Origin of the sequence: Methylobacterium sp. GC_Met_3 (assembly GCF_026540775.1) — a bacterium.
Taxonomy (GTDB): domain Bacteria; phylum Pseudomonadota; class Alphaproteobacteria; order Rhizobiales; family Beijerinckiaceae; genus Methylobacterium.
Genome location: NZ_JALNUL010000076.1, coordinates 1 through 12,583, shown reverse-complemented (window position 1 = coordinate 12,583; position 12,583 = coordinate 1). Strand labels below are relative to the sequence as shown.

Genomic DNA, 12,583 nt, shown 5'->3' with positions numbered 1-12,583 from the left:
ATAAAAAATATTGATGAAGCATATTACTGATCTTGCAGGTGACTTTCGCCGCTTGGATCCAGGAGAAGCTGCTGATCCGCCACGCCGCTACCGACGGCCAGAAGCAAGCAGTCGAGCACGATGGGAGACGTCGTCGTCTCCAACCAGCGCGGACACAGGATCGTTATACGGGACAAGTCCGGGCATATGCCGCAACAGCACAGCGCGGCACGCGGAGGCCGATGATCGTTGAGTTCCCGTCTCCGAGATACCGCCGCTCGACGTCATCCCAACCCTCCCGGAAGCGTTCAAGCCACGCGGCGCCGTGGAGATCCGCTCTTTGGTCGGTGAATGTCTTCTCCATGGCGATACACGTGCTTGAGCATCAGCCCGAGCTGACGCGCACATGAAACAATGATACAGTCCCCTTGCGTTTTGCTTATCATTTGACTGCGGATCTAGAATTTATAGTGCGACTTGTAAGCTGCTCACGCGATTCATTGAGCCATGGATGGTTATGTCTGTAAATAAATATAGCGTAAAATTCGGGGCCTATGATTGAGTTGGGGCAATTTTTCCGCAATGTGGCCGTCTATATGGATGCGATGACTGCTTGTAGCCAAATTTATTTCTTCAATGCCTGCCTTCAATAATGAATCCGTTGAGCTGATCTGTATGACGGTGAGACGGCCAAGCTGAACTGCTTTGGGAGGTCCAGCATTTGGGCCCATGGCTTTCGGCCGCCCGTTGCCATTTGCGATTCAAGGTCATTAGCCTAATATAAACGGGTCTTATAATAGCCTAACTCCAATGATTTGGCTACTTAAACGTATTGGCAGAAAAATCGGGCATGCCTGGCAGTAACGTGAACCTTGTTATAGCCGGGGATAGCATCGGAGCTGGGAGCATCAGCGGTGCGGACCCATGGAAGAACCTTGATCTGAGCGGAACGTACACAGTCAAGAACCATTCCTTCGCCGGAGCATATGTAGGTCAGCAGGCTGGGCTGAACGAGAGCGCTGTACTGAAGGACTTTGATCCAAGCTCCGGCACCAATTGGTTGGTTGTCCAGGCCGGAACCAACGACTTGGCGCAGGGTGCAACGGCTTCTGTCTTGTACACCGGAGTGGCAAAACTGGTCCAAGACGGACATGCGCAGGGCTTCAAGGTTGCCGTTGCCACCGTGCTGCCGCGGAGCGACGCTGTGTTTGCTTGGTCGAGCGCTGACGAGAGTGCTCGGCTTGCGTACAATGACACGGTGAGGGCAAACGCTGCTGGCGCTGATGCGATCGCCGACATTGCGGCAAGCCCGGTCATGGGCAGTGCTTCCGCGCCTGCTAATGCGGCTCTTTACCTCGACGGGCTGCATCCGACCGCAGCGGCGGTGCAGGCCTATCTTGAGCCGATCTATGCCGCTGTCTTCTCGTCCGGTTCCTCGTCGGCTCCCGTATCTCAGCCGAGCGAAAATCCCGCACCAGTCATTACGACGCCCGCCAGTACCACGCCTGCCGCTGGGAGCATGCCCGGAGCTGACGTCGGCTCGGGCAGTCATGCCCTAGTGGTCCATGTCTCTGGTGACCACTACCAGGGCGATCCGCAATTCCAGGTCTATGTGGATGGCAAGGCGGTGGGCGGCACGCAGACCGTCTCGGCCGTGCACGGCCAGAACCAGTGGCAGGACATCGCGCTGAAGGGCGATTTCAGCCCGAGCAGCCCGCACGCGGTAGAAGTGCGCTTCCTCAACGATGCGTACGACGGCAGCGGACATTTCAGCTAGGGCCATGACCGCAACCTCTATGTCAGCACCGTCAGCCTGGATGGGCACAGCTTCGGGACCTCGGAGGCCAACCCGGCCGTCCTCCTGCAAAACGGCGGCGTCACCATCGCCACGACCGCTACGTCAAACAGCACCGGCACGCCTGACACGAGCGCTGCAGTTGGCGCGGGCAGCACGGCACCCGCTATGAGCGCCACGACGATCGGCACGGGGGCGAGCCACCTGGTGCTGAAGGTCAGCCAGGACGCCTACAACGGTGACGCGCAGTACGTCGTCTCCGTGGATGGCCATCAGGTTGGTGGCGTCCAGACAGCTCATGCCTCACACGCAGCGGGTCAGTCGGACACTTTGACGGTGAAGGGTGACTTTGGTTCGGGCGATCACGCGGTCAGCGTCAGCTTCCTCAACGACTTCTACGGGGGCTCAGCGGATACCGATCGCAACCTATACGTCGACGGCGCCAGCTACGATTGCATGACCGTGGCCCACAGCGGCCTAACCCTGCTCAGCACCGGATCGCAGCAGTTTACCGTCCCGGGAATGAGCGCGGGCACCGGCTCCGGTGCGCCCGGAGCCGGTGCGGCCGCTGCCGCGCCAACTGCCCCGACTGTCGCGCTCACGCACGATACGGGAACAGGTGGGACTCACGCGACCAGCGATGGCCTGGTGACCTACGCCCCGGCCGTGAGCGGCGATACGCTGCACTACAAGCTCGACAGCGGCCCGGTCACCACGACGGCTCCGGTCCTGGCCACCGATGGCAGCGCCAACGGCCAGCATACGTCACCGCCTACGAGACCGATACGTCCGGTCACACGTCGGCCGACGCCAGCTTGGTCTTCTCCCTCGACGCGCATCATGACAACAACGGCTTCCACACGGCGTGAGGGCCGTACAGGTAACGCTCGGCGCTCTCCGTTGCGCTGAATGATCGCGGCAGAGAATGAGATTCGGGTCGGCGACGCTGGTTGAGCGTCAAGACGGTGCTCGATGCTGTCCCGGTCCGGATCTAGATGTGGTGCTGGCTGTAAGGTTTGTGCGGCGAAGATACCTTCGCAAAGTTGCGAACTGGCGTCGATCGATAGATTATAGTCTGCTCGATTGACATATTTGTTCCAGAATTTTGGTGAATGATGCTCGTTGCGCTGGTTCGGTGGAGCCTTGATTGCTATCGGCACGGAGCATGCTAGGTCCCCGTCTCGCCGGGGCAGGCCTGGGTCGAGGGGGCGAACGCATGCGCCAGGTCGGACAATCGGGCGAGCTGGCGACCGTGCTCCGGCGGAGCGCCGGTGCCTTCATCGGCGTGGCCGGCATCAGCGCGCTCGCAAACCTGCTCACGCTCACCGGCTCGTTCTTCATGCTGGAGGTCTACGACCGGGTCATTCCGAGCCGGTCGATCCCGACCCTGATCGGCCTGTGCGTGCTCGCCCTGGTCCTGTACGCCGCCCAGAGCACGCTGGAGGCGTTGCGGGCCCGCACCCTCGCCCGTATCGGTGCGGCGCTGGACGCCGAGATCGGCCCGCGGGTCTTCAGCCTCAGCGTCCAGGCGCCCCTGCGCGGGGCGAAGCCGGATCAGGCCGGTCAGCCCCTGCGCGATCTCGAGCAAGTGCGCGCCTTCCTGGCCGGATCCGGGCCCGCAGCCCTGTTCGACCTGCCGTGGCTGCCCGTCTACGTCATGGTATGCTTCCTGTTCCATCCGCTGATCGGGGTGGCCGCGATCGGCGGCGCCGTGCTGCTGACGAGCCTGACGCTCGCCGCCGAACTGGCCACGCGGGCGCCCGCGCGCAGCGCCACCGCCCATGCGGGGCGACGGCTCGCCTTGTCGGAGGCCACCCGGCGCAACGCCGAGACCGTGGCGGCCCTCGGCCTGGAGAGCCGGATGTGCCGGCGCTGGGCGGCGGTCAACCGCGATCACGCCCAGGCGCAGCAGCGCGCCTCCGATATCGCGGGGGGGCTGGGGGCGGTCTCGAAGGCCTGCCGCATGGCGCTGCAATCGGGTGTGCTGGCGCTGGGCGCGTATCTGGTGATCAACAACCAGGCCAGCGGCGGCATCATCATCGCCGCCTCGATCCTGGTGGCGCTCGCGCTCGCGCCGGCCGAACTGGCGATCGCGAACTGGCGCGTCTTCGTGGCCGCGCGTCAGAGCTGGCGGCGTCTGGCCGTAGCGCTGGAGCGCCACCCGCCGGCCCGCGTCCCGCTCGCCCTGCCGGAGGCGAAGCTCAGCTTGAGCGTGGAGGGCGTTCACGTGGTGCCGCCGGGCGCGAGCCGGGCGACGGTGCACGATGTGAGCTTCCAGCTGCGGGCGGGCCAGGGGGTCGGGGTGATCGGTCCCTCGGCCGCGGGCAAGTCGAGCCTCGTGCGGGCGCTGGTGCGGATCTGGACGCCGCTCCACGGCCGGGTGCGGCTCGACGGAGCGGATCTGGGCCAATGGGCGCCCGAGCATCTCGGGGCGCAGATCGGCTACCTGCCGCAGGAGACCGAGCTGTTCGCCGGCACGATCGCGGAGAACATCAGCCGGTTCCTGCCGGGCGCCCCCGCCGAGGCGGTCGTGGCGGCCGCGCAGGCGGCGGGCGCGCACGACCTGATCCTGAACCTGCCGCAGGGCTACGACACGATGCTGGGCGAGAGCGGCGCGGGCCTGTCGGCGGGCCAGCGCCAGCGCATCGGCCTGGCCCGGGCGCTCTACGGCGATCCGTTCCTGGTGGTGCTGGACGAGCCCAACGCCAACCTCGACGCGGAGGGTGAGAACGCCCTGACGCAGGCGATCCTGCGGGTGCGGGGACGCGGCGGGATCTGCGTGGTGGTCGCCCACCGCCCGAGCGCGCTCGCGGCGGTCGATCACGTGCTGATGATGCACGAGGGCCGGGTGCAGGCCTTCGGGACCAAGGACGAGGTGCTCAAGCGCGTGCTGCGCCCGGCTCCCGCGCCGGTCCTCCGGGAGAGCGCGTGATGGCGAACGGGTCTCAAGGCGTGAAGGACGATCCTCCCGACATGACCGCAGCGGCGCCCCGACGCGCCCCGCCGCGGGCGGCGGCCCTGATCGCGCGCGCGGACGCAACGTTAAGCCGCGTCGCGATCGACCTCCGACGCCGCGTCGCCGCACGATTCGCGCCCACCAGCCTCGCGCCGGGGGCGGACGATGACGACCTGCGCGCCTCGATCCGGCGTCAGCTGGTGGCGGCCGGCCTGATCGCGGTGGTGCTGGTGCCGGGCATCGGCGGCTGGGCGGCGCTGACGACGTTTTCCGGGGCGGTGATCGCGCCGGGCCAACTCGTGGTCGAGTCGGAGGTGAAGAAGGTCCAGCACCCCACCGGCGGCGTGGTGGGCGAACTCCGCGTCAAGGAGGGCGACCGCGTCCGGGCCGGCGACGTGCTGGTGCATCTGGATGAGACCCTGACGCGGGCCAACCTCGACATGACGCGCAAGGCCCTGGACGAGCTGGCCGCGCGCCGCGCCCGCGCCGAGGCCGAGCGCGACGGCCTGCCCGGGGTCGTGTTCCCGATGGAACTGCTGCTGCGCCGCGTTGCCGATCCGGAGATCGCCGCGCTGGTGGAGGGGGAGAGCCGGCTGTTCTCCGCGCGGCGGGCGAGCCGGGATGGGCAACGGGCGCAGTTGTCGGAGCGGGCCTCGCAGCTGCAGGACGAGATTGCGGGGCTGAGTGAGCAGGTCGAGGCCAAGTCGCGGGAGATCGGTCTGATCGGCACCGAACTCAACGGCGTGCACGACCTCTACGCCAAGAAGCTCGTCGCGCTCTCGCGGGTGACGGCGCTGGAGCGCGATGGCGCGCGCCTGGAGGGCGAGCGCGGACAGCTCACCGCGTCGGTCGCCTCGGCGAAGGGCAAGATCGCGGAGACGCGGCTGCAGATCCTGCAGGTGGACGCGGAGATGCGCGCGGAAGTGGGCAAGGACCTGGCCGAGATCCGGGCGAAAGGGTCGGAGCTGTCGGAGAAGCGGGTGGCGGCAGAAGACCAGCTGAAGCGGGTGGATCTCCGGGCGCCGCAGGACGGGGTGGTGCATCAGATGAGTGTGCACACGGTGGGTGGTCTGGTGACGCCGTCCGAGCCGGTGATGCTGGTCGTTCCGGACGCCGACCGGTTGGCGGTGGAGGTGCGCATCCATCCGCAGGACATCGACAACGTCCGGGTCGGCCAGCGGGCGGTGCTGCGGTTCTCGGCGTTCAACACCCGCACGACGCCGGAGATCGACGGCACCGTGAGCCGGGTGTCGGCGGATGTGGCGAGCGATCCGAAGACCGGGATGAGCTTCTACACGGCCCGGATCGCGGTGGCGGACGCCCAGCGGACGCGTCTGGGCGGGGTCCGGCTGGTTCCGGGCATGCCGGTGGAGGCGTTTCTCCAGATCGGGGAGCGGACGGTGCTGAGCTACCTCGTCAAGCCGATGTCCGACCAGATCGCCAAGGCGTGGCGCGAGAAGTAGCCCGTCGGACAGGAGCACCGGCAGGCGCCGCCGGGTCGTCTGCTTTTGGGATCCTGTCGGTCGCGGGGGAACGGCAGTCCTGGGCGAAAAAGCCGAACGTCCGGTTCGGCACGCGATGGCGATCCGACGTGACGTAATATGGCCAAAAGCGGAACGGCTGCTTTGGACCCATCGAACAGACGGGCGGACATGCTTCGGGATCGATTGAAAACGGTGGCGTGACCGTTGCACCGGGAGGTCCGCTTCGGCAGACAGCGTACCCGACATCCGTCCGGGCCGCCGGAGCGGATTGCGACCCCGGAGAGGATCATGACGGACCAGTCCGCAGGGGCGGTGGCGCTGGATTTACCGGGTCCATGAAGGCTGACGACGGCAACCGCGTCGGAGCGATCTGCCAAGCCCTGCGACGGGCCATCGTGGAACGGGCGCTCGCCCCTGGGGACCGCCTGCCGGAGGACGCCCTCGGCGAGCGGTTCGGGGTTAGTCGCACCATCGCGCGGCAGGCTCTGCTGCGGCTGGCCGGGGAAGGCCTGGTCGACCTCCGCCGCAACCGGATCGCCGTCGTGGCGACGCCGAGCTGGGAGGAGGCGCGCGACACCTTCGACGTGCGCGTGGGCCTGGAGCGGCTGGTAGTCCGCCGTCTCGCCGGACAGCTCAGGCCGGAGCAGCGCCAAGAACTCCTGGACCAGATCGCGCGCGAGGAGACCGCCCGGGGCGGGCCCGAGGCGCTGTCGATCCGGCTCGCCACGGAATTCCACCTGATGCTCGCCGAGATGACCGGCAGCGCCGTGCTGATCCGCTACGTCGCGGAGCTCGGCTATCGCTGCGCCCTGATCCTGTCCCTGTACAGCCGCCCGCATTCCTCGGACTGCGCCGTGAGCGAGCATCGCGACATCGTCTCCGCCCTGGTTGCGGGCGATGCCGAGCGCGCCGCCGCGCTCATGGACCACCACCTCGACGCGGTGGCCGAGCGGGCGCGCATCGTGCCCCCGGCCCCCCGCGAGCGCGATCTCGGACGCCTGCTGGCGCCCTACGTCGCGGGCGGCGCGGCCTGAACCCGCGGCGTCAAGCCGTGACGCCGTGTTTGGTCAGGAGGCGCTCGGCGCTGTCGTTCCAGACCTCCATTCCGACGATCCGACCGTCGCGTACGGTGAAGCGGTCGACGTAGCGGTTGCCCTCGAACGGCGTGCCGTCCGGCCACGCGCCGTAGAGCGTCCCGAGGCTGTAGACCGTGGTGACGCCGTCGCCCGGGACCACGTCCAGCCGCTCCATCCGCTTCTTCACCCAGGCGTAGCGGCCGGCATTGAAGGCCGTGACCTCGGACGGATGGTTGAACACCCGGGCGCCGGTGAACACGATCCGGGTGCCGGGCGCCATGTAACGCGCGGCCGTCTCTGGATCCGGCACCATCGAGGCTTCGAGATAGGCGGTGACGTTGGCGGCGTCGCGCGCGGTCGCCGCATCGTGGGTCACGTCGGTCATGGCAGGCCTCCTATCCGCCGAAGGTGCCGCAAAAACTGCGTTCGCGCATGCAGGAAGTGTATGCACTTTGGCGCTGGATTGAGCACAAGATGCCCCCGGGGATACTGTTACAGGTTTATGCAGCTGCCGAATCCATCAATTCCCGGTGGCATAGAGGTTGCGCTCGGCAGGCTGCGCCCCGCCCTCGGAGACACGCTATGGCCTCCTTCCTGCCCCCGACCCTGCGCCGCTTCGCGGTGACGACGAGCGCCCTGCTCGGCCTCGCGGTCTCGACCGCGCAGGCGGCCGAGACGGTCAAGATCGGCCTCGTGACGGCCTTGAGCGGCCAGTCCGCGAAATCCGGCGAGGCAATCTCCCGCGGGATCGGGCTCGCCATCGACGAGATCAACGCCAAGGGCGGCGTCCTCGGGCGCCCCCTCGAGCTCGTGGCCCGGGACGACGAGGCCAACCCGTCCAAGGGTGTGCTGGCGACCCGCGAGCTGATCCAGCGGGTGGGCGTCGTCGCGGTGGTCGGCGGCCTCGACACGCCGGTCTCGATGGCGATCGTGCCGATTGCCAACCAGATGAAGGTGCCGTTCATCGGCCCCTGGGCGGCCGGGACCGGCATTACCCGCAACGGCGCCGCCGACAATTACGCCTTCCGGGTCTCTGCGGTCGACGCCCTCGTCGACGAGGCGCTGGTCGCCTATGCGGTGAAGACCTACGGGGCGAAGAAGCCCGGCATGATCCTCGTCAACAACGCCTGGGGCGAGTCGAACCAGAAGGGCCTCAAGGATGCGCTCCAGGCGGCCAACCTCCCGGCGGCGGGCATCGAGAAGTACGAGGCCAACGACGTCGACATGGTGCCCCAGCTGTCCCGGCTGAAGGAGGCCGGCGCGGACGCACTGTTCCTCGTCGGCAATGTCGGCCCCTCGGCCCAGGTGGTGAAATCCCTCGACCGGATGGGCTGGTCGGTGCCGGTCGTCTCGCACTGGGGCCCGGCGGGCGGGCGCTTCGACGAGCTCGCCGGCCCGAGCGCCGCCAAGGTGCACTTCATCCAGACCTTCACCTTCGCGGGCAACACCTCGCCGAAGGCGAGCGCGGTGCTCGACGCGCTCAAGGCCAAGTACCCGGCGATCAAGTCGATGGCCGACGTCACCCCCGCCGTCGGCATCGCCAACGCCTACGACGCGACGCATCTGCTGGCGCTCGCCATCCAGGCCGCCGGCTCCACCGAGGGCCCGAAGGTCCGCGACGGCTTCTACAAGATCGGCACCTATCCGGGCCTGATCAAAACCTACACCACGCCCTTCGCGCCCGGCCAGCACGACGCGCTCGGCCCGAACGACTACGTGTTCACCCGCTTCAAGGACGGTGAGATCGTCGCGGTGACCAACTGAGCCCGGCGATGTTGACCTCCATCCTGGTCAGCGGCCTCGGGCTCGGCAGCATGTACGGGCTCGTGGCCCTGGGCTTCCACGTGACCTACGCGGTGTCGGGGACGGTGAACTTCGCGCAGGGCAGCGTCGTCACCCTCGGTGCGGTCCTGGCCTACGCGCTCGGCGTCACCCTCGGCTGGCCGATGCCGGCCGCGATCGTCCTGGCGCTCGCTGGCTGCGCCCTGTTCGGCCTCGTGGTCGAGCGGGCGCTGGTGCGCCCGTTCGTGACGCGCGGCTCGGATGCATGGCTCCTGGCGACGGTGGCGGGCGGTATCGTCCTCGACAACACTGTGCTGTTCACCTTCGGCAAGGAGCCGCGCAGCCTGCCCTCGCCCCTGGCCACGAAGCCGGTGGAGATCCTCGGGACCGGCATCTACCCGCTGCAGCTCGTGATCCCGGTGGTCGGGATCGCCCTGGCCTTCGCGATCCGCACGGTGTTCCGCCGGACCGATCTCGGCCGCGTCCTGCTCGCCGTGGCGCAGAACGCCGACGCCGCCCGGCTGATGGGAATCGACGTGCGCCGCACCGTGGCCTGCGCGTTCGCGCTCTCGGCGGTGCTGGCCGGCATCGCCGGCCTGCTGATCGCGCCGCTGTTCTCGGTCTCGGCCGAGCTCGGCACGCTGTTCGGCATCAAGGCCTTCGCGGTGGCGATCCTCGGCGGCATCGGCTCCGCCACCGGGGTGATCCTGGCCGGGCTGCTCTACGGCCTCGTCGAGGCCGGCGTCACCGCGACCCTCGGCTCGACCTACACGCAGCTCGTGGTGTTCTCGGTGATCATCCTGGCCCTCACCCTGCGCCCCGACGGCCTGCTCGGCCGCGCCGCGGTCAACAAGGTCTGACGCGATGCCGTACCTGCGCTCGGCCCCGGCGATGCGGCTCGGCATCGCCGGCCTCACCGCCGCCGCGCTCGGCCTCGTCGCGCTGACCGCCGGCTACAGCCACTTCGTGATCGCCCTCGTGGCGCTGACCACGGTGGCGGGCGTCGGCCTCAACGTGCTCCTCGGCCTGACTGGGCTGATCTCCTTCGGCCAGGCCGGCTTTTACGCGATCGGCGCCTACGCCAGCGCGATCCTGACGCTCCACGGCGTCAGCTTCTGGCTGGCGCTCCCGGCGGCGGCCCTGATCGCGGCGCTGGTCGGCAGCCTCGTGGCGGTGCCGGCGATGCGGGTGAAGGGCCCCTACCTCGCCATGCTGACGATCGCGTTCGGCTTCATCGTCGAGCACGGCCTGATCGAGGGCGGCGAGCTGACCGGCGGCCAGAACGGCCTCGTCGTCACCGACGCGCCGACGCTTTTCGGCGAACCGCTCGGGCCGGCCGGCCTCGCGGTGCTGGCGGTGCTCGCCGCCGGCGCGAGCCTCGCCGGGTTCGACCTCCTCGCCCGCAGCCGCCTCGGCCGGGCGATGCGCGCCGTGCGCGACGCCGACGTGGCGGCCGCGGCTTTGGGCTTCGATCCGGTCCGGGTGAAGACCCTGGCTTTCGCCATCTCCGCCGCCCTGACCGGGCTCGCGGGGGCAATCCTGCCGCCGCTGATGCTGTTCATCGCGCCGAGCTCGTTCCCGTTCTCGCAGTCGATCCTGTTCGTCCTGTCGGTGATCGTCGGCGGCGCCGGCACGGTGCTCGGCCCGCTCCTTGGCGCCCTCGTCACCGTGCTGCTGCCGGAAGCGCTGTCGGGACTGGCCGAGTACCGCCTGCTGTTCTTCGGGATCGTGACCCTGGCGGTGCTGTGGCTGGTGCCCTCGGGGCTGGTCGGCAGCCTCGCCCGGATGCTGCCCCGTGGCCGCGACGCGCCGGCCGCCGCGGAGGGCGGGGCGGCACCGCTGTCCGGCACGGCCGCGCGTGACCCGCTCGTCCTCGAGGGCATCGGCATCCGCTTCGGCGGCATCACGGCGGCGGAAGGTGTCGACCTCACCGCCCGGCCCGGCGCGGTCACCAGCGTGATCGGCCCGAACGGTGCCGGTAAGACCACTGTCCTCAACATGGTCTCGGGCTTCTACCGCCCGAGCACCGGTGCGATCCGGCTCGGCAACCGCGACCTCGCCGGGCGGCCAGCCCACGTCGTCGCCCGCGCCGGCATCGCGCGGACCTACCAGACCACGCGCCTGTTCGGCTCGCTGCCGGTGGCCGACAACGTCGCCTTCGGCTTGGCACCGGGCCGGCTCTGGCGCCGCGCACGGACGCAAGACCGCAAGACGGCCGCCGCGCTCCTCGCCTTCGTCGGCTACCGCGGCGCCCTCGACCGCCCGGCCGCCGAGCTGCCCCATGTCGACCGGCGCCTCGTGGAGATCGCCCGTGCGCTCGCCGGCAGCCCCATGGTCCTGCTCCTCGACGAGCCCGCCGCCGGCCTGTCGCGGGCCGACACCGACCGGCTGGCCCAGCTGATCCGCCGGATCGCCGAGAGCGGCGTCGCGGTGGTGCTGGTCGAGCACGACATGCCGCTGGTGATGGGCATCTCCGACCACATCCTCGTCATGGATGCCGGGCGCCCGATCGCGCGGGGCACGCCCGCCGAGATCCGGCGCGACCCGGCGGTCCTGCGCGCCTATCTCGGCGGCGCCGACACGCCGGCCCGGCCGCGGAGCGCGCCGTGGCGGGGGCCGGCGGACGCCGTCCTCTCCGTCCTCGACCTGACCGCCGGCTACGGCGCCGCACCGGTCCTCGACGGCGTCCATCTCGACGTGCGGCCGGGCGAGACCGTCGCCCTGCTGGGCGCGAACGGTGCCGGCAAGTCCACGGCGATGCGCGCGCTGGCGGGGCTGCTGCGCCCGGTCGCGGGATCGGTCGTGTTCGAGGACCGGCGCATCGACGCGCTGCCCGCTCACCGGATCGCGCGCAGCGGCCTCGTCCTGGTGCCGGAGGGCCGGCAGGTCTTCCCGGAGCTCAGCGTCGTGGAGAACATCCGCCTCGGCGCCTTCGGGCGCGGCACACCGATCGACCCGGCCGAGGTCGAGCGCCTGCTCGACCGGTTCCCGCGGCTGCGCGACCGGGCGGCCAGCCGGGCGGGCCTACTCTCAGGCGGCGAGCAGCAGATGCTAGCGATCGCCCGCGGGTTGATGGCGCATCCGCGCATCCTGCTCCTCGACGAGCCGTCGCTGGGCCTCGCCCCGGCGATGATCAACGCGCTCTACGCCACCGTGGCGGAGCTGCGCGACGAGGGCGTCACCATCCTGATCGTCGACCAGATGGCGGCCCTTGCCCTCACGGTCGCCGACCGCGGCTACGTGCTGGAGCAGGGCCAGGTCGTCGCGCGCGGAACCGCCGCCGAGCTGTCAGCGGACAAAGGGCTGGAGGCGGCTTATCTCGGTGCAGCGTGACCGGGACAGGGCATTGAGACGCGTTCGGGCGATGGCGGCTGAACACGATGAGCTTTGCCATAAAGGCTCTCGCGAGAGCTTCGATCATCTCAACGTTCGGCGGATGGGCTGCAGCCGAACTGAGACCGATAGCGGCATGCATCATTCTGAGTGCCGTTCTCCCGTCCCGCGCGACGGC

9 protein-coding genes are annotated in these 12,583 nt (G+C 69.0%); 8 read left to right on the top strand and 1 reads right to left on the bottom strand.

Annotation, left to right across the window (positions count from 1 at the left end; genetic code table 11):
- Positions 1 to 829 precede the first annotated feature (829 nt).
- The 5 genes from OXS27_RS30035 (at position 830) to OXS27_RS30015 (ending at position 7,248) form a co-directional block, all read left to right on the top strand.
- A complete protein-coding gene (locus OXS27_RS30035) occupies positions 830 to 1,756 on the top strand; it encodes a GDSL-type esterase/lipase family protein (RefSeq protein WP_267361210.1) in 927 nt (308 codons plus the stop codon).
- Between the two features lie 186 nt (positions 1,757 to 1,942).
- Entirely contained in the window at positions 1,943 to 2,683 is a 741-nt protein-coding gene (locus tag OXS27_RS30030) for a carbohydrate-binding domain-containing protein (RefSeq protein ID WP_267361208.1), read from the top strand.
- 307 nt (positions 2,684 to 2,990) lie between these two features.
- The gene (locus tag OXS27_RS30025; protein ID WP_267361206.1) at positions 2,991 to 4,706 is read left to right on the top strand and encodes a type I secretion system permease/ATPase; all 1,716 of its coding nucleotides are present in this window, start codon (positions 2,991 to 2,993) and stop codon (positions 4,704 to 4,706) included.
- On the top strand, positions 4,706 to 6,193 hold the full coding sequence (locus OXS27_RS30020; protein ID WP_267361204.1) for an HlyD family type I secretion periplasmic adaptor subunit: 1,488 nt from the start codon (positions 4,706 to 4,708) through the stop codon (positions 6,191 to 6,193). The genes OXS27_RS30025 and OXS27_RS30020 overlap by 1 nt, the downstream gene beginning before the upstream one ends.
- Positions 6,194 to 6,549: 356 nt before the next feature.
- Complete coding sequence (locus tag OXS27_RS30015; protein WP_267361202.1) at positions 6,550 to 7,248, top strand: GntR family transcriptional regulator; 699 nt, start codon at positions 6,550 to 6,552, stop codon at positions 7,246 to 7,248.
- A 10-nt stretch (positions 7,249 to 7,258) separates the two neighbouring features.
- Here OXS27_RS30015 and OXS27_RS30010 read toward each other — a convergent pair whose 3' ends face one another.
- Complete coding sequence (locus OXS27_RS30010) at positions 7,259 to 7,675, bottom strand: nuclear transport factor 2 family protein (protein WP_243916095.1); 417 nt, start codon at positions 7,673 to 7,675, stop codon at positions 7,259 to 7,261.
- A gap of 197 nt (positions 7,676 to 7,872) precedes the next feature.
- Between OXS27_RS30010 and OXS27_RS30005 the strand changes: the two genes are divergently transcribed.
- Genes OXS27_RS30005 through OXS27_RS29995 form a run of 3 tightly spaced genes read left to right on the top strand, consistent with a single transcriptional unit; the run spans position 7,873 to position 12,405 of the window.
- The gene (locus OXS27_RS30005; protein WP_267361200.1) at positions 7,873 to 9,054 is read left to right on the top strand and encodes an ABC transporter substrate-binding protein; all 1,182 of its coding nucleotides are present in this window, start codon (positions 7,873 to 7,875) and stop codon (positions 9,052 to 9,054) included.
- 8 nt (positions 9,055 to 9,062) lie between these two features.
- Positions 9,063 to 9,932 carry a branched-chain amino acid ABC transporter permease gene (locus OXS27_RS30000; protein WP_267361198.1) on the top strand — a complete coding sequence of 290 codons (870 nt, stop codon included), beginning with the start codon at positions 9,063 to 9,065 and terminating at the stop codon, positions 9,930 to 9,932.
- Between the two features lie 4 nt (positions 9,933 to 9,936).
- Entirely contained in the window at positions 9,937 to 12,405 is a 2,469-nt protein-coding gene (locus tag OXS27_RS29995) for an ATP-binding cassette domain-containing protein (protein WP_267361196.1), read from the top strand.
- Positions 12,406 to 12,583: the final 178 nt, after the last annotated feature.